General features: G+C 57.9%; 24 protein-coding genes. 12 read left to right on the plus strand and 12 right to left on the minus strand.

Going from position 1 to position 20,353, the window contains the following annotated elements:
- The 3 genes from KZZ06_RS19820 to KZZ06_RS19830 all read right to left on the minus strand — a co-directional run.
- Nucleotides 1-238: WGR domain-containing protein (locus KZZ06_RS19820; RefSeq protein WP_219581742.1), on the minus strand; the 238-nt coding region annotated here is incomplete at its 3' end.
- A 5-nt stretch (nucleotides 239-243) separates the two neighbouring features.
- The gene (locus KZZ06_RS19825; protein WP_243721999.1) at nucleotides 244-873 is read right to left on the minus strand and encodes a tyrosine-type recombinase/integrase; all 630 of its coding nucleotides are present in this window, start codon (nucleotides 871-873) and stop codon (nucleotides 244-246) included.
- A gap of 281 nt (nucleotides 874-1,154) precedes the next feature.
- Nucleotides 1,155-1,505 carry a helix-turn-helix transcriptional regulator gene (locus KZZ06_RS19830; RefSeq protein ID WP_007803330.1) on the minus strand — a complete coding sequence of 117 codons (351 nt, stop codon included), beginning with the start codon at nucleotides 1,503-1,505 and terminating at the stop codon, nucleotides 1,155-1,157.
- A gap of 63 nt (nucleotides 1,506-1,568) precedes the next feature.
- Here KZZ06_RS19830 and KZZ06_RS19835 point away from each other — a divergent pair, with 63 nt between their 5' ends.
- The 5 genes from KZZ06_RS19835 (at nucleotide 1,569) to KZZ06_RS19855 (ending at nucleotide 4,375) form a co-directional block, all read left to right on the plus strand.
- Nucleotides 1,569-2,420 carry a cation diffusion facilitator family transporter gene (locus KZZ06_RS19835; RefSeq protein WP_007803328.1) on the plus strand — a complete coding sequence of 284 codons (852 nt, stop codon included), beginning with the start codon at nucleotides 1,569-1,571 and terminating at the stop codon, nucleotides 2,418-2,420.
- A 249-nt stretch (nucleotides 2,421-2,669) separates the two neighbouring features.
- Nucleotides 2,670-2,921: a type II toxin-antitoxin system Phd/YefM family antitoxin gene (locus tag KZZ06_RS19840; RefSeq protein ID WP_036743750.1), complete on the plus strand. Its 252-nt coding sequence runs from the start codon at nucleotides 2,670-2,672 to the stop codon at nucleotides 2,919-2,921.
- Nucleotides 2,918-3,184: a Txe/YoeB family addiction module toxin gene (locus tag KZZ06_RS19845; protein WP_036743748.1), complete on the plus strand. Its 267-nt coding sequence runs from the start codon at nucleotides 2,918-2,920 to the stop codon at nucleotides 3,182-3,184. Before KZZ06_RS19840 ends, KZZ06_RS19845 begins: the two co-directional genes overlap by 4 nt.
- Nucleotides 3,185-3,335: 151 nt before the next feature.
- Nucleotides 3,336-4,064 (plus strand): ParA family protein, encoded by a 729-nt coding sequence (locus tag KZZ06_RS19850; RefSeq protein WP_037275336.1) that lies wholly within the window; start codon nucleotides 3,336-3,338, stop codon nucleotides 4,062-4,064.
- Complete coding sequence (locus KZZ06_RS19855; RefSeq protein WP_074637846.1) at nucleotides 4,061-4,375, plus strand: hypothetical protein; 315 nt, start codon at nucleotides 4,061-4,063, stop codon at nucleotides 4,373-4,375. Before KZZ06_RS19850 ends, KZZ06_RS19855 begins: the two co-directional genes overlap by 4 nt.
- Here the strand turns inward: KZZ06_RS19855 and KZZ06_RS19860 are convergent.
- From KZZ06_RS19860 to KZZ06_RS19870, 3 genes are all read right to left on the minus strand, one after another.
- Nucleotides 4,372-5,436, minus strand: a complete 1,065-nt coding sequence (locus KZZ06_RS19860; RefSeq protein WP_074637844.1) for a replication initiator protein A — start codon at nucleotides 5,434-5,436, stop codon at nucleotides 4,372-4,374. The genes KZZ06_RS19855 and KZZ06_RS19860 overlap by 4 nt on opposite strands.
- A 313-nt stretch (nucleotides 5,437-5,749) precedes the next feature.
- Nucleotides 5,750-7,594 (minus strand): type IV secretory system conjugative DNA transfer family protein, encoded by a 1,845-nt coding sequence (locus KZZ06_RS19865; RefSeq protein ID WP_219581743.1) that lies wholly within the window; start codon nucleotides 7,592-7,594, stop codon nucleotides 5,750-5,752.
- Entirely contained in the window at nucleotides 7,591-7,878 is a 288-nt protein-coding gene (locus tag KZZ06_RS19870) for a hypothetical protein (RefSeq protein ID WP_037275332.1), read from the minus strand. The genes KZZ06_RS19865 and KZZ06_RS19870 overlap by 4 nt, the downstream gene beginning before the upstream one ends.
- Before the next feature lie 236 nt (nucleotides 7,879-8,114).
- On the opposite strand from KZZ06_RS19870, the gene mobQ reads away from it, so the two are divergent.
- Both mobQ and KZZ06_RS19880 read left to right on the plus strand, forming a co-directional pair.
- Nucleotides 8,115-9,398 (plus strand): MobQ family relaxase, encoded by a 1,284-nt coding sequence (mobQ, locus tag KZZ06_RS19875; RefSeq protein ID WP_133343699.1) that lies wholly within the window; start codon nucleotides 8,115-8,117, stop codon nucleotides 9,396-9,398.
- A 26-nt stretch (nucleotides 9,399-9,424) separates the two neighbouring features.
- Complete coding sequence (locus tag KZZ06_RS19880; RefSeq protein ID WP_037275358.1) at nucleotides 9,425-9,817, plus strand: hypothetical protein; 393 nt, start codon at nucleotides 9,425-9,427, stop codon at nucleotides 9,815-9,817.
- A gap of 32 nt (nucleotides 9,818-9,849) precedes the next feature.
- On the opposite strand, the gene KZZ06_RS19885 is transcribed toward KZZ06_RS19880, so the two are convergent.
- Complete coding sequence (locus KZZ06_RS19885) at nucleotides 9,850-10,137, minus strand: DUF3892 domain-containing protein (RefSeq protein ID WP_037275356.1); 288 nt, start codon at nucleotides 10,135-10,137, stop codon at nucleotides 9,850-9,852.
- Between the two features lie 102 nt (nucleotides 10,138-10,239).
- The gene (locus KZZ06_RS19890) at nucleotides 10,240-10,503 is read right to left on the minus strand and encodes a DUF3892 domain-containing protein (RefSeq protein ID WP_037275364.1); all 264 of its coding nucleotides are present in this window, start codon (nucleotides 10,501-10,503) and stop codon (nucleotides 10,240-10,242) included.
- Between the two features lie 107 nt (nucleotides 10,504-10,610).
- On the opposite strand from KZZ06_RS19890, the gene KZZ06_RS19895 reads away from it, so the two are divergent.
- From KZZ06_RS19895 to KZZ06_RS19905, 3 genes are all read left to right on the plus strand, one after another.
- Entirely contained in the window at nucleotides 10,611-10,934 is a 324-nt protein-coding gene (locus KZZ06_RS19895; protein WP_037275354.1) for a helix-turn-helix domain-containing protein, read from the plus strand.
- 10 nt (nucleotides 10,935-10,944) lie between these two features.
- The gene (locus KZZ06_RS19900; RefSeq protein WP_037275352.1) at nucleotides 10,945-11,712 is read left to right on the plus strand and encodes an ImmA/IrrE family metallo-endopeptidase; all 768 of its coding nucleotides are present in this window, start codon (nucleotides 10,945-10,947) and stop codon (nucleotides 11,710-11,712) included.
- 429 nt (nucleotides 11,713-12,141) lie between these two features.
- The gene (locus KZZ06_RS19905; RefSeq protein WP_133343698.1) at nucleotides 12,142-13,026 is read left to right on the plus strand and encodes an ArdC family protein; all 885 of its coding nucleotides are present in this window, start codon (nucleotides 12,142-12,144) and stop codon (nucleotides 13,024-13,026) included.
- Nucleotides 13,027-14,145: 1,119 nt separating this feature from the next.
- Here KZZ06_RS19905 and KZZ06_RS19910 read toward each other — a convergent pair.
- The 4 genes from KZZ06_RS19910 to KZZ06_RS19925 form a co-directional block, all read right to left on the minus strand.
- Entirely contained in the window at nucleotides 14,146-14,985 is an 840-nt protein-coding gene (locus tag KZZ06_RS19910) for a DUF3800 domain-containing protein (protein WP_133343693.1), read from the minus strand.
- Nucleotide 14,986: 1 nt separating this feature from the next.
- Nucleotides 14,987-18,178: an N-6 DNA methylase gene (locus tag KZZ06_RS19915; protein ID WP_133343692.1), complete on the minus strand. Its 3,192-nt coding sequence runs from the start codon at nucleotides 18,176-18,178 to the stop codon at nucleotides 14,987-14,989.
- Nucleotides 18,179-18,280: 102 nt separating this feature from the next.
- A complete protein-coding gene (locus KZZ06_RS19920) occupies nucleotides 18,281-18,496 on the minus strand; it encodes a CopG family transcriptional regulator (RefSeq protein WP_066009074.1) in 216 nt (71 codons plus the stop codon).
- On the minus strand, nucleotides 18,483-18,746 hold the full coding sequence (locus KZZ06_RS19925) for a BrnT family toxin (protein WP_076535676.1): 264 nt from the start codon (nucleotides 18,744-18,746) through the stop codon (nucleotides 18,483-18,485). Before KZZ06_RS19925 ends, KZZ06_RS19920 begins: the two co-directional genes overlap by 14 nt.
- A gap of 207 nt (nucleotides 18,747-18,953) precedes the next feature.
- Here KZZ06_RS19925 and KZZ06_RS19930 point away from each other — a divergent pair, with 207 nt between their 5' ends.
- A complete protein-coding gene (locus KZZ06_RS19930) occupies nucleotides 18,954-19,697 on the plus strand; it encodes a hypothetical protein (RefSeq protein WP_038068556.1) in 744 nt (247 codons plus the stop codon).
- Nucleotides 19,698-19,717: 20 nt separating this feature from the next.
- Nucleotides 19,718-19,933 (plus strand): hypothetical protein, encoded by a 216-nt coding sequence (locus KZZ06_RS19935; protein ID WP_133343691.1) that lies wholly within the window; start codon nucleotides 19,718-19,720, stop codon nucleotides 19,931-19,933.
- The last annotated feature ends 420 nt before the right edge of the window (nucleotides 19,934-20,353 follow it).

Consider the following 20,353-nt stretch of genomic DNA (forward strand, 5'->3'; position numbering starts at 1 on the left):
CGAGCTGCTGAGGCTCCACCCAATAGCCCCGCTGACGCTTGGAGGCTTCCAGTGTGACCAGAGCCGCAACGGCCTGGTTCTCGTCCTCGAACCAATCCATCCGCACCTGACCGCCCTGCCCTATGCGGCCCCATTCGCGGTACAGCGTCCATTCGCCGAACAGGTTCGGCATCACTGCCATCCTGTAGAACCGAGCCATTTTCTGCGCAGGCTGGCGTTTCTCAAGATAAGTCTGCATGGCCGTCACAGGTGATACTTGCGCGCAATTTCCAGCGCTTCAGCCTGTTCGGTACCGATGTATTCCTTGGTGCTTTCAATGCTGGCATGGCCGAGCAGGAGCTGGGCGGCGCGCAGGTTGCCGGTCTGCTGGTAGATGTAGGTGGGGAAGGTCCGGCGCAGCGAATGCAAGCCGTAGAGGCTGGGATCGAGGCGGGCCTTTTCCAGCCAGGAGCGGAACAGCCGCCAAAGCTGGCTTTCGCTGAGGTGGGTGTCGGCCCACCGTGCCCCCTGCCCCGTGAACAGCCAGCCGTGCAGCGGCTTTTCAGAGTCGGCAAGATAAGCCCTCAGACTGTCGCGCGTCCCGGAGGACAGGCGCGCCTGGACCGGACGCGCATTGCGCGTCTCGGTTTTCTTTTGTCGGATTTCGACGATTTCGCGCACCCCTGCCAGGGTGGCCACATCCGAGACCCGCAGGCGTACCAGGTCAGATCCCCGGAAACTGGTATCGAGGGCGGTGTTGAACAGCGCCAGATCACGTAAGGCTTTTTCCTGGCGCAGGATCATCCGGATCAGGGATACCTGGTCGGGCATCAGCGGAGGTTTTTTACCGACCACGCGGCCTTTATTCCAAGCGGTCTCGGTAGCAGCTTTCACGGGCAAATCCTTGCGAGGTTATAGCACTATAATACCTATAAACCTTGCATGATAGAAGTAAGATGTTGCGCGATGCTGCACTTTCCCCATGTTTTGTTGGGCTTTCAGCTTTGGCACTTATGCGAGCTTTTGGAATAAAGCTCGCATGAGGCGAAAGCCGACGTTCGCTGCGTGAGGCACCAAAGGCCGGTGTGCAGGACAAAGGGTGCATTCGCTGCGGATGCGCAGATGGCTGCTTCAGGTTTGGCGCACCGATAGGACATTGCAGCAGGTCGCGCCGGTTAGTCCGTATAGCTTTGGCAGGCATCAACTCCGTTGGCTGTCGAGGCAAGTAGCTGATCTGCATCACGGATGAGATCGGCGACCCGCCTGTCCGCCAGACGATACCGAACGAAGCGGCCTTTGCTGCGGCGACTGACCAGCCCGCATTCCAGCAGACAGCGCAGATGGTTCGAGACGTTGGGCTGACCCAAACCCGTATGCCCGACGATTTCCTGCACGTTGCGTTCGTCCGACACCAGCGCATCGAGGATCGTCAGACGGCTGGGATCGCTTAGGCCCCGGAAGAGCTTTGCCCGCAGTTCCAGTGTATCGGGTGCCGAAAGATCGTCTTGAATGTTTTGCGCTGTCATATCATTATCCACTGATACGTTAGCAGCGTACCTTTTCGCCCGCCACCACAAAAAGGATCGCACATGAGCCAGCCCGATAACAGCAAGTTGGCGACAGCCTCCTCCCCGATCCGAATGCGGGTGCAAGGCATGGACTGCGCGAAAGATGCCGCCGAGATCGAGCGCGCGGCCCGGTCTGCGGGCGTGGCCGAAGGCGACGTGAAAGTGTCCGCCGCCACCCACATCATGACATTGCGGATCGCGGACGGCGATCTGCCGAAAGTGCGGCCCGCGCTCGACGCGACCGGCTACGGTTTCGAGAAGATCGAGGACGGCGATACATCGTCCGATCCGGCCTACAAGGACCCGAGCTATCGCCGCGCGCTCTGGATCGTGGTCGCGCTCAATCTCGGATACGGCGTGGTCGAAATGTTCGGCGGGTTCCTGTCCGGTTCGCAGGCGCTGAAGGCAGACGCGCTCGATTTTCTGGGCGATGGTGCGATCACGTTTCTGGGCCTGCTCGCCATCGGCTGGAGCCTGACATGGCGGGCGCGGTCGGCGATGATCCAAGGCGTGTTTCTGGGCCTTCTGGGCCTTGGCGTTGTCGGCAGCACGCTCTGGCGTGTCCTCAACCAGACCACGCCAGAAGCCGGGTTGATGGGAGCCTTCGCGGTAGGTGCGCTGATCGTAAACATCCTCGCGGTGCTGCCGCTGCTAAAGCACCGCAAGGGTGATGCCAATATGCGAGCCGTCTGGCTGTTCTCTCGCAACGACGCCATCGGCAACCTCGCCGTGGTCATCGCCGCCGGGCTGGTCGCGTGGCTTGGCAGTGCATGGCCCGACCTGATCGTCGCGTTCGCGATCGCGGGGCTTTTCCTGCATTCGTCGTGGATGATCATCCGCGATGCCCGGAGTGACTTGGTGGAAGCTGACTAACTCCATCATGGTGCGACGCGCCGGACGAAAGCCGACATTCGCGCGCCCCGCAGCATCGGTGAGTCTGGGCTCGAACCGGGATTTCGCTGCGCTCTCCATGAACGTCCGCTCTCACCCTCATGCGAGCTTTTAACCAAAAGCGCGCATGGAAGCGTGAGCTTCGCATCAATGTGAACCTTTGTTTGGCGCGACCTCTTTACTTGTACTTAATGTTGTACATATAAGGTTGCGACAACAAGGAGAGTCGCGATGGATGTTATGACCTACTCAGACGCACGAGCTCAACTGAAGGGCGTCATGGATCGAGCGATCCACGACAAGCAGGAAGTTGTCGTGACGCGCAAGAAGGGCGAGTCCGTTGTGGTCGTGTCCTTGGACACTTGGAACGCCGTCAACGAGACGTTGCACCTCTTGTCCACACCGAAAAACGCATCCCGCTTGCGCGCGTCGATCGCGCAACTCGATGCTGGAACTGGCGAAGAGCGTGAGCTGACCGAGTGAAGCTGGTTTTTTCCGATCAGGCCTGGGAAGACTATCAATACTGGGTCAACACCAACGACAAGGTACGCGACCGGATCAACGAGCTGATCAAGCAGTGCAAGCGGACCCCCTTCAAGGGAACCGGCAAGCCGGAACCTTTGAAGGGTGATTTGACTGGCTGGTGGTCCCGGCGGATTTCTCAGGAAGATCGAATGGTCTACCGGGTCAGTGGAGCTGGCGATGGCCAAAGCCTAGAGATTGCGCAACTGCGGTTCCATTACTGAAAACCCGTAGGGTTGAACGACCTAGATGTGACGAGGTCGAACGTCTCAAAGTATTCTCGAAGTTAACTCTAACTATGTCGTTAAAGTTAACTTTATAATTAATGTTAACGACATAGTTGACGTTAGAGTTAAACGCAGGCAATCTACCGCCATGTATGTAATCACCTTCGCAAACCCGAAAGGCGGCTCGGGGAAAACTACGTCCGCCATGCTCTTGGCTGAACAGATCGCTATTTCTGGCGGTCGCGTTGCGATTCTCGATCTGGACCCAAACGCCAACATCCTTGCATGGGCCCAGACGCGCGAAGCCGAAGGCAGAGACGTTCCTTTCACAGTTCATGCGCGACCGCAGGCCGAAGAGACGGTCGAGCTCATCGACAGCCTATCCGACGAGGCTGACTATCTCATTATCGACCTTGAAGGGTCGAAGGATCAGATCGTCACTTTCGCGCTATCGCGGACCGATTTGTGCATCATCCCGCTCGATGGCTCGCCCATGGAAGCCCGGCAAGCCGCGCAAGCGGTTCGCTTGGTGCAAACCACAGCAAACATGATCCGCGCGCAAATCAACTACGCCCTCTTGTTCACTCGCACCAACGCCGCGTTCCAGACCACGGATGAGCGCGACGTGCGGCAAGAAATGGAGCTCAACAACATCCCGACGCTACCCGTTCGGATCGCCAAGCGCGCGCCTTACACCCGCATATTCCGGGACGGTGTGCTCTTGTCAGAGCTGCCTGACATCGTGACGCAAGAAATGCAGGGCAAAACCGCGTCTGTATCCGACAAGGCCATGAAGCAGGTGACCGGAGCCATCGAGAATGCCCGCGACTACGCACAAACCGTCATTGCAACCCTTACCAAGGAGCAAGTGACATGAGCGGGAAATACGGCTTCTCAGGTGGGATCGACCTGCCCAAGACAACACCAGCGCCCAAGCCTCGGCCAAAGGTCGATGGCGGCTCATTGAGCGAGGCCGTTAGGGCCGGTGCCGATCTTGGCTTCGTCAACAGGGAGCCAACGACGCGCCTTAAACCTGGCCCCAAACGCAAAGAGCCGCAGGACAAAGTTTCGATACCTGGCCCGAAGCGCGTAGTGGATGATTTCCGGGCTTTTTGTTCAACGCGCGATCTTACCCTTTGGCAGGGCTTGGAGTTGTTGCTTGAAGAACAGAAGGGTAGAAGCGGCTAAGGGTTGCCGCGTTTCTCAAAGATTTTCCGGCAGAACCCTAAGAATGCCCTGTCCGGGTTGGCCGGTGCATCGAGACCACCGTCGGCCATCCATTCGCGCCATTCTTGCTCTAGCGTGTAGATATCCCATCCCGGCGCAACCTTACGGGCTTCCTGATAAACGTCAGGGCTCAAACGGATCGCCCCGGATGGAGCCGCCAGAGCTTGCGGCTTTTCCGCGTGACGGTTTACAAATACGACCATGTTTTCGTCTAACCGGACTGAATAGTCCGGCATGTGATTGTACGCCTCATCTTGAGCGACAATGTTGCCGACCAGCCGCTTAAACTCGCGAGAGGTCGAAGCCGATCCGCACTTGTCTTGCAAAGCAGAAAGACTGATTTTCCACTCTTTCTTCGAGCCACAGTGCTTGCGGGCGATCTCATAGATGCGCCGCTCTAATGGCTTACGCAGCCGGAAATAGTTCCGGTGAAGGGTCAAAACTTCATGCGCTTGGATCGCGTTGAACACCCAATCAGAGAGTTGCACTTCGATTTCCTGCATCCGACCATCACGGGTTTCACGTACGATACGAGCGCGGTCGATGATGCTAAAAATATCCAATTGCTCGACATCGCCGGTCACGATGTTCGTCTCAATCTGTGTCCCTTGCAGCCGGGCGAGGGCGCTTCGAAGGCCGCTATATCCACGCCCATCCGATGGTCGGTTCGTTGCTTTCAGAAGGTCGAACGCCTTCAGGCGAACGATTTTTGAAACCTTCTGACCTTTGTTGATAGCTGCCATAATTTGACTGATGCAGTAGATCAGCACATCGCGATCGTGGATCGTTGCCAGACCATCGGACGAAGGTTTCACTTCGAGATAGTTTCGCCCCGTCCCATCTTCGTATCGCCGCACTCGGTGATCTGGTTTTGTAGAAAGCGAGAAAATCGGATGCGCCATCGAAGCCATGTCGCCCTTGGGTGCGGCATCAAAGATATCGCATACAAAAAAGTCGCCTTGTTCCTGCCGATCAGGCAGCAAGGGAGAGCGGTCGCCGTCTTTCGTGATTTCACACACCATGACCTATGTTTCGTGATTTCACACACACGGTCAAGCCCTTTCGTGATTTCACACACAGGCACAGCCCTTTCGTGTCTTTACACACGTTCCTTCGTGTCTTTACACACGCTTTATCGTGACTCTACACACAGGCCACTTCTAAAAGCCTAATTAATTCATAGTCCTACGAACACTTATCCACAGCGTAACACATTATATAACACATATTTAACACTACAAAATTTCCCCTCATTTCAGCAGTAGCTTTCCGAACCTGAACACATGGAGAAGTGCTCGCAACTAAGAATGCGCCCGAAAAGCAGCGAAACGTGCCTCAGTTCAAGGGGTTTTGATCGAATCTTCCACGGTAGGCCTTGCTCTTGAAATACACATTTTGCTTCGCCTTGAGCGGGTTCCGGTTGCCTACCAACAGCAGCAGATCATCCGCCTTCATGCCCGTGATCTGCTCAGCCGTCATGAGCTTCTGTCGCTGCTCCGAGTAGGAAAAGTCCCGGCCCTCGTTCGAGGCCTTGCCCTCTCGAATTTGCTGAGAATAGACAGTGCTTTCCCCGAGGTGGCGGGCAGCCCATTCGGCAGTTTCGATGTCGTTGAGGTTGAAGACGCGCTTGGTGATACAGGAGCCGAAGATCGAGCGGGCATCGTTTGGCCCATAGGCCTTTTCGACCTGACCCGTGTCCTGGGTGACGAAGAGGGCTTCGACACCGGCCCCTGCGGCGACGTTGGCGATGTTCATGATCTGCTCCATGCGGCCCATCCGCACGAATTCGTCGAGAACCAACAGGATCGGAGCCTTGACCTTGCGCCGCCCGTCCTGACGTACGACCGTGCCCAGGACAAGGTTGATGAACAGGCGCATGAAGATCGCTTGCTTGTCCACCTGGTCGAGCGGCACCGCGATGAAGAGATCGACCCGATCATCGAGAAGATCATCCATGCGGAAGCTGGACCCGGCCAGGAAGTGGCGCATGTTGTCGGACTGCATCCACTCAAAAGCTTTCGAGACCGCTGTTTGAATCGACCCTCGTTCTCTGTCACCTGCGCGCAGGATCGTGGCGGCAGTCTGGGCAGGGCGGTGGCCGACAAGGTCGGCGTTTTCGGCCCAGGCCTCAAGCGTGCCGTCGAGGTTTGCTGACAGAAGCAGATCGGCGACGGCGATCAGATTGCGCCGGTTGGGTTCTTCCTGGGTCACGATCACTTCGATCGCCGCCGCGACCAGCTGGCGGGCCATTTCCGAAAAATGTGCCCCGTCGCCTTGTTCCGGTTTGACCAAGCCGTCCGCAACCAGGGCCACGTCGCGCGCCAGCTCGTGGGGCCGGATGTAGTCGAGCGGGTTGAACTGATCCTGTCCATCCTCGACGAGGCCGAAAGGGTTGAGGACGGCCACCTTACGCCCGAGCTCTTCGCGGTGGCGGCGCGTGACGGCGAAATTTTCGCCCTTGATGTCCAGGACGACGACCGGCCCCTGGTGGTCGAGGATCGCCGGGATCACGGCGCTGACGCCCTTGCCGCCGCGTGTGCCGGAGACAACGAGGTGATGCCCGCCGCGCCATCCCTTCGCATCGTTTTTGACGTAGCGCAGGAGCTTGCCCTTGTGCAGGGCGAGGGGCAAGCCGGCCTTGTTGCGCACAAGCTGGGCAATGTCGCGCGGGTCCATCCATCCCGCTTGCCACGGGCCAGTGCGCGATTTGCGGTTGCGGCCAATGCGCGGATTGAAGATCGCCACCAGCGGGGTGCTGACAGCGACAGCCAATCCGAAGGCCCCGAGTGCGAAGGAGATCGCCATGGCCTGTTTCTGCGGATCAGAATACCGCGCCAGCCCCTTGAGTCCTTCCCAAATGGCACGGGGGAGGGGCCAGCCAGCGCCCGTCCATGCCTGGACAGTCGCCAGTATGTCGCTGAGCGGCCCTCTGAGGGGTGTCAGGGCAGTGAGGGCGGCCACGCACAGGCAGACCCATGCGAGGAGCTTCAGGGGTGTCCTGTGGCGCTCAGCGGTGGTCCCGAGGGTATCGAGGATGGTGGCCACGGCGATGATTGGGAAGGCATAGGTGGTCACCGGGTAGATCGCGACCGCTTGCGGAGCGAGGATCAGGGCGACGGCGGCCAGGATCACAGCACCGATCATGATCACCCAGTGGCGGGCTTCCAGAACAAAACTCATGACCGGTCCTCTTGCGCGTCAGGAAACAGAATCTGCCAGAGCCCCCGGTCGCGATCCCGCTGGGTGAGGCGGTCTGGCAGGTCGCGCCGCACGATGCTCTGAAGAGCAGGTTCGGCGCTCAAACGGTCGAAGACCAAAGTGCCCAGAAGCCATTTGATGCGGTCTTCGTCTTTTTTCTGAGAGAGACGCCGCCGGGAATCGAGCGCTGCAATCTGGGCGTCGAGCTGGGCTTTCTTGGCGGCCAGTTCTTTGATCCGGGCGTCAGGATGGCGGCTTTGGGACATGGGGCAACCTCGGGCATAATTGGGGCGAATGTAGTGGCGGATTGATAGGTTGAAAAGATTTAAATGCGCGCTTATACATTGTCTTCGACAACGTGCGCGTCCTCATGGGGGTAAACCCCCGCGCCGGACGGCTTCCCCCCAAGGCGGCGATGCCACCTGAACGAGGGTTTCACCCTCGCGCTCCCGACCAGCGCAACCAGGCGCTGGACCCTGTTTTGAAGAGAGGCGCTCGATCCGTGGCTATCTATCACCTCAGTGCGAAAGTGATCAGCCGGGCAGGGGGCCGGTCATCGGTCGCAGCCGCCGCCTACCGGACGGCTGGGCGGCTGCGGGATGACCGGCAAGGGTTGGAGCATGACTATTCTCGCAAAGGCGGGGTCGTGCATTCCGAGATCATGGCCCCCGAGAATGCGCCCGACTGGATGCGCGATCGCGACCAGCTTTGGAATGCGGTAGAGGCGGTTGAAAAACGGCGCGATGCCCAACTTGCCCGTGAGATCGAAGTGGCGCTGCCGCGTGAGCTCGATCGGGGCGAGAGGTTGGAGTTGTTGCGCGGGTTCGTCCAGCGCGAGTTTGTCGATCGCGGTATGATCGCGGATGTAGCCGTTCACGAGGGCAAGGCCCGTGATGGCCAAGGTCAGCCCCATGCACACGTCATGCTGACCATGCGCGAGCTGACCGGCGAGGGGTTCGGGAAGAAGGATCGCAGCTGGAATGCGCCGGACCTGCTGATGGGCTGGCGCGAAGCCTGGGCGCGGGATGCGAACACAGCTCTTGAGCAGGCAGGGCGGTCGGAGCGGATCGACCACCGGTCCCTTGATGTTCAGCGCGTCGAGGCCGAGCAACAGGTCGAGCGGGCGCGCGGGGGCGGGCAGGAAGAGCTTGCACTGGAACACGAGAAAAAAGTGGTTGAGCTCAGTCGCGAGCCCGAGCCAAAAATCGGCCCATCGGCCAATGCTCAGGAAAAGCGCGGGATCGTCACAGAGCGCGGCGAGGCTTTCCGCGCGGCTCAGGCGCGCAATGCACAGCGCCAGGAGCTGGGCTGGCGGCAGTTGGAATTGCGGCTTGAGCTGATGGAGCGGGGGCGCGCCTTCATTGCCACCGCGCGCGAGCGGCTGGATCAGCTTTGGGGCCGCGCCGAGGCGGCGATGTCACGGATCAAGGAGAGGGTTATGGGCGAGGTTGAGAGGCCGCAGACTGGTGCCGATCGGGGCGACATGGATGCGCGTCGGGCGGCGGTATTGGGGCGCGATGTTGATCGACCCGAGGTTCAAGCACCGGATGTCGGGCGGGAGAGGGTTGCGCCTGACGATCCAGACCGAGATCGTCGGGACGCCATCCTTGGGCGTGTGCGCGATATCGGACAGGAGCGGGATGCAGCGGCGGTAGAACGGGACATTGCCGCTCGCGACGGCGAGGGTCGTGACCAGGGGCGGCGGGATGACATTCTCGGGCGCGGGCGTGATAATGCGTCCGAGCGCGGGCAGGGCCGCGATCGCGACAGAGACAGAGAACGGTGAAAGACGTTTGCAGAGAGGTGGCCAAGATGAAGAAATGGCGCGTTGTTCTGGACGCCGTGAAGGCCCCGACCTGCGGTGACTGGGTTGCCGTGAGCGGGCTTTGCCCGAGCGAGGAAGAAACCGCACGGTTCCTCTTTTTGGACGGGACGGAGGCAGATGGGTTCACGTTCCTCGATGCCCCACAGGAGCAGGTTGGCAACTCTCCCAGTGGCGAGCAGGTTCCGTGGCTGCACTTTCCAGACTGCATGGAGATAGTCGGGGTGGAACGTCAGGACTGGCGTCCGCCGAGCTGGCCGCACGACAAGACGTTGTGGCGTCTGACCCTGGTAAGCCTGCCGTCGAATGTCGAATTCGAGAAACGGCTTTTGGAGGGCCAGGAAAGCAGGCGTGGTGTCCTGAGCCGGTTAGGGTTGAGATAGGCTAGGCACTTGGGTGTTGCGCACCCCAAGGCCTATTTGCAGCGCGGCAGACTAAGGAGGTTATTCGGTTCGGCACCATCCGCTTCGGTTTTCAGGTATTTCTTTCCATTCCGCGTAGCGATGATGACCCAGACCGAGTTGCCATTTACGCTGGTCCAGAAGCGCCAAGTGCCGTCTTCGATACCTTTGATGGCAACATCGAGCTTAATGCACCAAGGACCACCACTCTTTGAACCAGTGGCTCCGCCGATGCTGTCAATACGCCGGTCAGAGTCCGCGCCGTCTGGGATAATGCAGGTGATCTGATGATCCTGTGGCATGAGGTAATATCCTTCTTTTTATGACATTCAAGGATGCCAGGTTGAAACGGACCCGCAGAGGTAGATGCTATCTGCGAGCCCTGATGTTGTAGGGTCATAGGCTTAGCAATCAGGGAGATTGTCCAAGTTGTTGCTCGACGACTTATCGGCGGTCGAACGAAGGTATTTGCCGGTCGTTCCGTTCACCACGGTGATGTCGACACGAGACGTGCCAGCCTGCTGGACGTAGTAGGTATGCGTGCCGTTTTCGATATCGCGGATCGCGTCAGCCTTCATCCGTGGGGACCATGCCTCGCCTGATTTGCAAAGCTTGGTGATGTCGCCGTCCTTGTCTTTTCCCGACGCGGTAACTTTTCTGTCAGCCATCTTTTCGTTCTCCATTTTGGTTTACATAAGTATAGCTAGTGCTACACTTGAGGTCAGATATAGTGATCGCTATACTTCTGTCAACCCGCGAACAGAGAGAATCTTGCATGTCAGAAAAATTTGGCGAAAAGCTCAGAAAAATCCGAACATCCAAGAACATGACGCAGGAGGAGCTGGCGACGGTCCTAGGGTCATCAAAGGCGTATGTCTGGCAGCTCGAAAACAAGAAGAATGCCAAGCCGTCCGCTGAGTTGCTGCTAAAGATCGCAAATCATTTTGGGGCCTCGCCAGAGTTCTTCCTGGACGATACGCAAGACGAGCCTTCTGACCGACAAATCGAGGATGCCTTTTTTAGAAAATTCCATAAGCTGTCTGAGAATGACAAGCGCACGATTGAGAGGATAGTTTCAGGTTTTGACGACGAAGATTAGCAGCCCTCCGATGAAAGAGGCCAACCGTCTTACAAGGCTCTGGCAGGGCCACGGCCCAAACACTTACCCACTGGATATTTCAAAGCTCATTGATGGCGCACTTCAGAACAGCGATTTTGGTGGCGAACTGAAAACCAAGATAGGCAGCTATGACTCCTTCGAAGGGTGTCTTGTTAAAACAAAGAACACCGACAAGTGGACGATTTTGCTGAACTCGGAAATCGAGAACAAGCGGCGTCAACGGTTCACATATGCCCATGAGTTGGGACACTTCATGTGCCATCGGGGCTTGCGGGATCGTTTCGAAGACAGCGATGATACCCTGAACGATTTCAGGGATAAGATAGAAACCGAGGCCAACGTGTTTGCGTCGTGGCTACTTATGCCTGCCAACCTTCTCAGAGATGAGTTTAGCGGGATTGGCTGGAATACGGATTCTCTATGCGAGATAGGAAACCGTTTCGAGTGCTCACTCCAGGCGAGTGCTTTGCGGTTTGTCGGGCTGTCCAGCAAGCCCGTTGCATTTATCGTGTCGCGCGATGGAATGGTTGTTTGGGGCAGCAAAAGCAAATCAGCTCCGTACATATCAGCGTTTTGCTTTGGAGATGAACTACCCAAAGCCTCCCACGCTCTTACAGCCCACCTCAATGGTGAATCCTGCACATTGCCGCAGGATTCCGGCTTTGCTTGGAATGAGTTTCGAAGCGCGAAGGAGAGCCAGTACTTCGATTATTCCGGGCGGGGGTATCAGTACACATGCATTGAGTTTGTTGGATAAGTTGATGAACCCCAATGATAAACAGCCCTAGAAATTGTGTGATCCCGGCAGTGTGCCGGTCTCGCTTTGAGCGATAGACAGGGCAGGGGATCGACGGGCTGACGCCCGCTCACCCCATCCCTGACAGTTTCCAAATCTTATTGATCCGCCTGCCATCCTGGCAGGTCCGAGAAAACCGGCAAGCGCCGCCCGAGGGCGTCGGTTCCGGTCGAGAATTCCGGTTCCTCCCACGCGCAGGCGCGCGGTTCCCTCCCAAATTCACGCCCTCCACCCGGTTGTCACGGCCCCGCCAGGCCGCAGGACGGGCTTTGCCCTTACCTGCTCTGCCCTTCGGAATGCATGGGCATTCCAAACAACAGAACAGGAAGGCCCGCCCATTGGCGGAAAGGGGAAGAGGCCCGGACCGCGTCACTCAAAGGAGGGTCACAAATGACCGCAGAAAAGTTTGACGTTTACACCCATGTCACCAATCAGATCATCGCGCAGATCGAGACGGGAACGCCGCCCTGGCGCAAGCCTTGGACCGGCAGCGGGGCATCGGTTAGCTTGCCGGAACGGTTCAACGGCGAAGCCTATCGGGGCATTAACATCCTGATGCTTTGGGCCACGGCGATGGCCAAGGACTACAGTTCAGCCCGCTGGATGACGTTCAATCAGGCCAAGCAACTGGGGGGCCATGTCCGCAAGGGCGAGAAATCCGCCACGGTCGTGAAATACGGCACCGTCGAGCGCGAGGACGAGAACGGCGAGGAACGCCAGATCCCCTATGCCAAGGCCTACCGCGTGTTCAATGCCGATCAGATCGAGGGCTTACCCGCTGAATTCTACATCCTGCCCGATCCGCCCCGAGACCTTGGCACCGTGGCCGACCCCGAGCTGGAGGCATTTTTTGCCGCGACCGGTGCGCAGATCGACGTGACCGAGAAGCCGCGCGCCTATTACAATATCAAGACGGACCGCATCCACATGCCGCTGATCGCAACCTTTCACAGGGCCGCAGGATATTACGGCACCTTGGCGCATGAGCTGACCCACTGGACAGGCGCGACAAAGCGGCTGGACCGTTTGGGCCGGTTCAATGATCGCAAGGCCTATGCGTTTGAGGAGTTGGTCGCGGAAATCGGAAATTGCATGCTTTGCGCGCAGATCGGGGTGGAGCCTGAATTCGACCAGAGCGCGGCCTATGTCGAAGGATGGCTTGAGGCGATGAAGGAAGACAACCGCGCGATCTTCCGCGCCGCGTCCGAGGCGCAGAAGGCTGTTGATTATATCATGGCCCGCACCGCGCAGGCCGACCGGATGGCCGCCGAGTAACAGCACGCACCGTCGCGATGATCGAGGCCCCCGTCAGCAGGCGGGGGCCTTTTGCGTTCTGGTGTGATCCAGGTGGTGGCGGTTTCAGGGTGACCTGTCGGCGGGCAACCTGAAGGCCACCCGCCGACAGGCCCGGCGCTTCGCGCTGATGGGCATGAAATGCCCGAAAGCGGAAATCCTATTGACCTAAAGTGCTAGACGCCGCGCTAGTGTCGAAGAAGAACGATTAGTGAACAAAGCTTTTCATATTCTGCATGTGATTATATCATGTGACAGAGGCGCGTGCACAATCAATCGTATATGTGCGCCTGACACCCACAATATAAGGGACAACTGATGGGGCAAATTGGACGAAAAGCAGGAACCACCATATTGCATGGCCCGAGGACGGCACGAACCCACGGGCGACCGTTCAATACATTAGTCACAATCCGATTTTGGCAACTCGGCAGCACCGCCGAAACAATTGAAAAGGATTTTCGCTTCTTGAAAGCACGATGGTTTCAACCTTGGTCAAATCGAGGCACTATCCGTAACGGAAAACCCAATCTGCCTGCCAATGGGACTCCAACTTACAGTCACGTCCACGAGAATTCCTCGGGAAAGCCGCATACACATTGGACGCTTCATGTCCGCCCCGAAAACTCCGCGCGGTTTGCTGTGGCCCTTGATCGCCGTCTTCGCCAGCAATTCGGGTTTTCCACTCTTCCCATTGGCGCTTTGGACATTCGAAGCATTACCAACGATGAGGGTGCCAAGCTCTACATGGTAAAGACGCTCGATCCACATTTCGCACGGCTTTGGGGCATCAGGTCAGAAGATGGGGGGCATATTCAGGGTAGACGAGCTGACAGTAGCCGAAACCTGGGGCCGTCCACGTGGCAGCCGCTGAAAGCGGCGTACAGAGCGGCTATGCGCGCATAAGGGGGTTGCTTGGTGATGAACGGGGGATACCAGCGAACGATCGTTTGCGCGGGATTGGGAACAGCACGTGATCAAGAAAAGTTACGTTATGCGAAAAATTATTGGTTTCTTAACTGAAACACGTTATATGCCGTAGCAGGCTTAGCCTACGAGATCGCCTGTGCGGTCGCCATACCCCGCCCCTTGTGGCGGGGTTTATGCTTTCCGATCAACGCCTTCAAAGCAGCTGTATTTTGTTGCCAGAGTCGCGTGATCAGCATCGTCCAGAATGCATTCGATCAGTTTCCCATCATCCCGAAGGCGGCGATATGGCCTGTTTCCAGCGTTGTAGCCACCCATACAAACGGGCCAAAGGTAGAGGTCTGCAAGCTGGGCCATGGGCGATGATTTGGCCTTGAACCGTAGATCGTAAAGCGTGGTCTTGAGCTGTTCCGTGGTGAGCGGTGCATACTTTCCGGAATTCTTGGTATCGAAGGGCAGGCCATCAGTTCGTAACTCGGCGTAATACGCCTTCAAAGCAGCGTCTTCCGTCTTGTTGCACTTCTCCGGCATCACACGAAGCCGCTGGCCCTGGCCGATTGCAAACTTTGCAGCCCGCTCGACAACGACAGAGAAAGCCGTCTTGCACAGCATCCAGCGGTTTTCGAGGTATTGAGCCGCATACCGGGCGTTATAGCCTGGACGATCAATGACACAGGCAATACCGATCACCGGCGCATCGCGCATGAGACCGTAGAGGTCTTCATAGAACGCGCCTTGTTCGTCTTTCGACTTGCCCCGAAGCCATAGGAAACCTTCATTCTGGGACCGGATTTCAGACGAGTGCAAAGGGGCGGTGACACCCCATTTTTCAACAAAGGCTGCGTGCAGACGGCGAGCTTCCTCTTCGTCCTCTTCACGGACCAGGACACCGCCAAGGGCAAACCAGTCATAGCCATGCGCAGGCTTCTTCCCAGGCTTCCGGCTTGGGTGACGTGTGCCGGAATCGTCCAGATACAAATTTAGGATGGCGGGTTTAATTTTCTGATCTGTCACGTCAAACCGCGCTTTCTAGCAGGGCGATTTCGTCTTCGGTCAGGTCGAACAGGTCATAGACGATGCTGTCGATCTGGGCTTCAGCCTGGGCGATTTCGGCGGTCAGGCGGGCGATCTCGGCGCGGTCGCGGTTGATCCAGTCTTCCCAGTCGGAGCGATCGGTCAGGGGGATGTCGGCCTTGAACACCTTCTTCACCTCGGCGCGGAAAGTGGCGAAGTCGGGCAGGGTCCACCATTCCTGAAGCCGGGTTGTCAGCTTGGGTTCACGTTCAGGCGGGCAGAGATCGGGAATCCGGCGCGTCAGGGCCGTTTGCAGGGCCAGACGTTTATGCGCGGCACTACTGGCGCGCTTGCTTTCAGTGGCGAGCTGCGCGCGCCTTGTGTCATCCCATTTCGGGATTGGCAGCTTTTCAACGTATTGCACCCGCAGCTCATGGTAACCGCCCCGCACTGGCGGGCTCATAGATGATAACATGAACCAGAGCACCTGACTGTTTAGGAGCGCCAGCAAAGCCTGGTCATCGGACGGGATCAGATAGGACTTGTCGTTCGAGAAAGCCCCTTGGGGTTCGAATGAAAAATTTCGCTCGGCGTTGAAGTGCGGATAGCTGATCTTCGGCGCTGCAAAGTGCGGAGCATAGGCCTCCTGCGCCTGTTGGAGCTCGAACCATTCCTGTTTCGTGGCGCGCTTTTCCAGTTTGTCCCTGAAGGGCAGCAGCCATTCCCGGATGGCGGGATAATCGTCAATGTCGATCCGGTTCTTAGGAATGTAGATCAGCCACAGGCCGCGCGGTTCGGCACGCCAGCGTTTCAGGTCTTTGCCTTCGAAGAAGGGCTTCAGCAAATCGGCAGACTTTGGGTCCTGGGCACAGAGGCGTTCTTTGGTAACGTTGTCGATCACAAAGGCTCCGTTCAACCCTGTAACAATCCCCCGGCATGGTGCGCCATATACGCTTTTCAGGGTCTTCCTGCCCTTTTTGATCTTGTCCCGCAGGGCGCGCAGGGCGGGGTTTTCCAGTTCCCATGACCCGGCCCCCAGGGCCGTTTGTGGATACGGGCCGGCAGCGGCTTCCCAAGTGGCGAGGAAGTTGTTTTCCGGCAGAGCATCCACCTTCCAGAAGCGCAGCTCATGCCCCTTGGGCGCGGCACCTCGTTTCATGGTCAGGATGGCCGGATAGGTGGTCACCCCCTCGAAGACTTGCAGGTCGCCAAAATCGACCACGCTTTCTATGGTGGCTTCCTTCAGTAGATATTCGCGCAGGGGCTTGCCTGATCCGGTCTTGAAGAAGGTGTTCGAGGAAATATAGCCCAAGCGCCCGCCCGGTTTCAGCAGGCGCAGGCCACGCTCGTAGAAATAGCAGTAGAGATCGGCCCGATCGGAAACTACCTCATAGCGCTTTTCCAGATAGGGTTTCAGCAGCTTCAGAAATTCCATCCGCACATAGGGCGGGTTGCCCAGGACCACGTCGAAGCCCCCTTCGGCAAAGACGCCGGGGAAGGCGGTTTCCCAGGTGAAGGCGTGATCGAGATAGGCAAAGTTGCTGTCCTCGATCAGGCTGTCGCCGACGCGGATGCTGCCCGACAGGCTGTCGAGAACCTTGCCGCGCCGGGCGGTCTTGATCCAGAGCGACAGCTTGGTGATCTCGATGCTTTCCTCGTTCACGTCCACGCCGAAAAGGTTATCGGTCAGAATTTCGCTGTCGGGGACATAGTCGAGCAGATCGCCAAAATGTTCGGCCTTGGGCAGCAGGTCTTTGATCTTGTCGTTCACGCGGGTCAGTTCGGCCTTCATGAAATCGAAGGCCATGATCAGGAACACACCGGAGCCACAGGCGGGATCAACAATGCGCAAGGATTTCAGGCGATCGCGATAGGCTTGCCAGGCTTCCAGCTCGGCCGATTTTTTTCGCCAGGGGATGTTTTCGTAGTCGGTGACGTCCGCGCCCTTCTTGGCGTGAGCGCGCAAGGTGTCTTCGAAGATTTCCCGCAGATGCGTTCCCAGGGTTTCGGCCACGATGAAGCGCGCGATGTAATCAGGGGTATAAACCACCCCGTCACGCTTGCGCCGTCCGCTTGTGCCGGTGGTTTTCTCAGGCTCTTCCTCTTCACCGCGCGCGATCGCTTGCAGGCGTTCCACGTCCGCGATGGACTGTTCGAAGATATGGCCGAGGACCGTGACGGAGACTTCGGAGGCGAAGTCATACCCGCCCAGAGTCTTGAACCCCTCGCAGATGTCATCGGGTATGGTCAGCCCGTTGATAACCGCGTCTTCGCGGAACAGACCCCCGTTGTATCTCGGGATTTTCAGCTCGTTGTTGCCCTCGTCGATGGCGCGGAACAGGCCCTTGAAATTGTCCCAGACGGGGCGAGGGTTGTAAGGGTCGCGCGCGACGAAGGCGTTTTCCAGCGTGTTGTCTGGCAGCAGGCCGGTGTCTTCGGCAAAGGCGATGAACAGCACTCGATCGAGGACCTTCTGCGCGAGGGCGATCGCATCGAGAGGCGCAATCGCGGCATCGGCCTTCTGGACAGCACTCAGGAGCTTGAGGCGCAGGTCCTTGTAATCCTGATACAGGCTGTCGGTGATGTCTTTGTCTTCGCGGCGGCTTTCTTTCAGCAGATCAGCCGTGCGGCCAGACAGCAGGTTTTCCGCTGACAGGAGCAGCATGAAGCGCGCGTATTCTTCCGGGTCTGTCAGCTGGTCGAGGCGAAATTCCTCATAGGCCGAGGTGCCTTCCCCGAAGCCGTAGAAGCGCAGCTCGATCATGTTCGAGACCAGCACCCATTTCACGCCGCGCGCGTTCATGGCGTATTCCCACGCCTGTTGAACGGGGCTCTTGTTCCTGCCCGGCATGATTGCGTCGAGGTCGCGGGTATCCGCGCCCTTCAGCTCGAACGGTGCCACGATGTCAGGCGTCTTGCCGCCAAAGCGGCCAAGCGCCAGATCGACGCTGCCGCGCAGAATATTTTGTTCGGTTGAGACGTTGTAATCTGCGCCACCAGCCGGGCCGTGGTAGCCGAGAACACCTTCAACAATCTTGGAGGCGAACTGCCCATGCAGGGCGGTTTCCTTCAGGCGTTCAATCCGGCCCGAGCTGATCAACTCTGTCCAGGCTTCCAGCGCAGCCAAACGGTCTGACGGGATTGGATCGGCTTTGATGTGGCGCTTCAGGGTCTTGCGGTTGAACAAATTCATGAACTATCGGTCTTTCTTGCCGCCATCGGTCGGCTTTACGATGCTGTTTTTTTCCGGATGGCGACAAGCCTTGGCTTTATTCGTGCCTGGTCGCAACGGCCCTCATTCGAGGCGTTCTGCGATCCACATCTTGATCAGCGCCTGACGGGTGATGCCGAGCTTCTGAGCCTGCCGGTCCAGACCGGCGACGACCCAGGTCGGGAAATCCACGTTCACCCGCTTTGCCTCGACATTGAGGCGGCGCGCCTTTGTCCAATCGACATGGGCGGACATGTCTTCACCCGCGTCGAAGCGTTCGTCGAATTCAGTCGCCTTCATAGTGGTCAATCTCCTGCTTGCGAGCGCGGCGCACGGAGATGATCCGCACCCGGTCGCTCCGGTGTGTGTAGACAGCCGTCCAGTGTCTGGCCCCGATCATGCCAACCGCCAGAAAGCGTGGCTCATCCGTGACGTTGGCGGGGGCCTCGATCAGATAAGGATCATCCCAGAGAGCCTGAGCCTCATCAAAGTCGATACCGTGCTTTTCGCGGTTCGCGGCGCTCTTGTCGGGGTCATACTCGAACTTCATGAGCGCAACATAAGGTGAAAAAGGTATAATTACTATACTTTTCAGCTTGGCTTGGTAGTGAGATTTTTCAGCTTACAAGCAGCAACGCCGCCCGCATGTCCTTAGGACATGCGGGCGGCGTTGCTGGGCTGTCAAGGTTCATAGCCTGCAACATGGCTGCGCCCAGCCATGTTGCAGGCGCGGTGAAACAGTGCTCTGACTATCGGAATGGAAGCTATCGAAAGGCTCTTACAGCTACCCTATCAAACCCTGGCAATATTGGTTGCCGGGTATCTTTCTTATCGCCTAGCGTACACGGGCCGCGATAGCACGCACCAAACATTGGACACGTTAGCAATTGCTCTCGTCTTTGCCTTCATATCTCAAGCTGCATCTGCTCTTCTACTGGCTATCTACCTGGCGTGGGGTCCCACATCCAGCGATGCTGTCGCACTGCCCCTGTGGGCCGGATATGCTGCCAGTGTTGGGGGCATAGTGGCGGCACTCGTTGTCGCCGCCATCTGGCGTCGAGTGAGCGTCAACAGCCTTCCAGAAATTCTGCGTGGCGCAGGAATATCGTCGTCAGACAGAAATACCGCCGCATGGGAAACTGTTATCAATCGAGAAGACTCCGGGCCGTCGCAGATCACTGTTGTAAAAAAAGACGGGACGACACTGCAATGCGAGCGTCTTGACGACTTCAAGAAAGCGCCCTTCGGCCCAATGATACTCGGGCAAGATGGCTCTATCGCACTCTATGTTACTGACTACCGAGACAAAGAATCCGGTGAGTGGGAAAAAGTTGATCCCGAGCATGGTGACTGGGGGCCGGAAATAACGATAATTCCTGCCGGAGAAATCTCAGAAGTGCGCATTAGGCACGCCCCCTCACTTCTTCGGCGGTGGCGACGAGGACGGGGCACTGGGAAGGGGTCTAGCGTTGTCGGGGATGAAGACCCGTCCGCTGACTGATACCGGCGTCTGATTATCGGATGATAGCACTTATTTACCTCTTCGGGGGTGGCGGCGCGACGGGTGCGCTCGGGCTAGGCCGCGTATTCGTTTCGGGGATCGAGCGCGGAATGCTTGACGGACGTGGTGAAGGCGGGGGCGCGGGCTCTCTAGCCATGTGTTTCACCTTTTTGGTTTGGGCGGTGGTGGTGTCCCAGGTGCAGCAGCAATGGGCTGCTGTGATCCTTGGACCTTAACCCCGACCGTTGCCTTTCGCGGGGGCAGTTTGACGGGGGGCTTTGGCGGAGGTTTAGGGGTCTTAGCCACTTCGCCTACCTCTTTGGCTTTGGCGGTGGCGGCGCGACTGGCGCACTTGCCATGGGCTGTTGCGAGTTTATCGAAACGTTCTCACTGCTGTGCGGCCTTGTTACCATGGTTGGCGCAGGCTTCGTTTCTCTGCTGCTGCTATCGTTTTCACCGCTCATACTTTGCCTCTCAATGTTGTTAATCTAAAGTAGAACATACTGGCAACGCTGTTGTAAATCCAGCTGAACGGTTGAGATGTGGCCGCGTGAATTCAACCGGTCAGATCAAACATCGCGAGCTGCTGAGGCTCCACCCAATAGCCCCGCTGACGCTTGGAGGCTTCCAGTGTGACCAGAGCCGCAACGGCCTGG

The sequence above is a fragment of the Sulfitobacter sp. CW3 genome, from assembly GCF_019392245.1.
GTDB lineage: Bacteria > Pseudomonadota > Alphaproteobacteria > Rhodobacterales > Rhodobacteraceae > Sulfitobacter.

Coding starts and splice junctions, on each gene's coding strand:
- KZZ06_RS19850 (WP_037275336.1), top strand. CDS start 3,336: ATGTATGTAATCACCTTCGCAAACCCGAAAGGCGGCTCGGGGAAAACT.
- KZZ06_RS19905 (WP_133343698.1), top strand. CDS start 12,142: ATGACCGCAGAAAAGTTTGACGTTTACACCCATGTCACCAATCAGATC.
- KZZ06_RS19865 (WP_219581743.1), bottom strand. CDS start 7,594: ATGAGTTTTGTTCTGGAAGCCCGCCACTGGGTGATCATGATCGGTGCT.
- KZZ06_RS19890 (WP_037275364.1), bottom strand. CDS start 10,503: ATGGCTGACAGAAAAGTTACCGCGTCGGGAAAAGACAAGGACGGCGAC.
- KZZ06_RS19860 (WP_074637844.1), bottom strand. CDS start 5,436: ATGGTGTGTGAAATCACGAAAGACGGCGACCGCTCTCCCTTGCTGCCT.
- KZZ06_RS19895 (WP_037275354.1), top strand. CDS start 10,611: ATGTCAGAAAAATTTGGCGAAAAGCTCAGAAAAATCCGAACATCCAAG.
- KZZ06_RS19925 (WP_076535676.1), bottom strand. CDS start 18,746: ATGAAGTTCGAGTATGACCCCGACAAGAGCGCCGCGAACCGCGAAAAG.
- KZZ06_RS19930 (WP_038068556.1), top strand. CDS start 18,954: ATGGAAGCTATCGAAAGGCTCTTACAGCTACCCTATCAAACCCTGGCA.
- KZZ06_RS19935 (WP_133343691.1), top strand. CDS start 19,718: ATGATAGCACTTATTTACCTCTTCGGGGGTGGCGGCGCGACGGGTGCG.
- KZZ06_RS19835 (WP_007803328.1), top strand. CDS start 1,569: ATGAGCCAGCCCGATAACAGCAAGTTGGCGACAGCCTCCTCCCCGATC.
- KZZ06_RS19915 (WP_133343692.1), bottom strand. CDS start 18,178: ATGAATTTGTTCAACCGCAAGACCCTGAAGCGCCACATCAAAGCCGAT.
- KZZ06_RS19830 (WP_007803330.1), bottom strand. CDS start 1,505: ATGACAGCGCAAAACATTCAAGACGATCTTTCGGCACCCGATACACTG.
- KZZ06_RS19920 (WP_066009074.1), bottom strand. CDS start 18,496: ATGAAGGCGACTGAATTCGACGAACGCTTCGACGCGGGTGAAGACATG.
- KZZ06_RS19840 (WP_036743750.1), top strand. CDS start 2,670: ATGGATGTTATGACCTACTCAGACGCACGAGCTCAACTGAAGGGCGTC.
- KZZ06_RS19880 (WP_037275358.1), top strand. CDS start 9,425: ATGAAGAAATGGCGCGTTGTTCTGGACGCCGTGAAGGCCCCGACCTGC.
- KZZ06_RS19855 (WP_074637846.1), top strand. CDS start 4,061: ATGAGCGGGAAATACGGCTTCTCAGGTGGGATCGACCTGCCCAAGACA.
- KZZ06_RS19885 (WP_037275356.1), bottom strand. CDS start 10,137: ATGCCACAGGATCATCAGATCACCTGCATTATCCCAGACGGCGCGGAC.
- KZZ06_RS19870 (WP_037275332.1), bottom strand. CDS start 7,878: ATGTCCCAAAGCCGCCATCCTGACGCCCGGATCAAAGAACTGGCCGCC.
- KZZ06_RS19900 (WP_037275352.1), top strand. CDS start 10,945: ATGAAAGAGGCCAACCGTCTTACAAGGCTCTGGCAGGGCCACGGCCCA.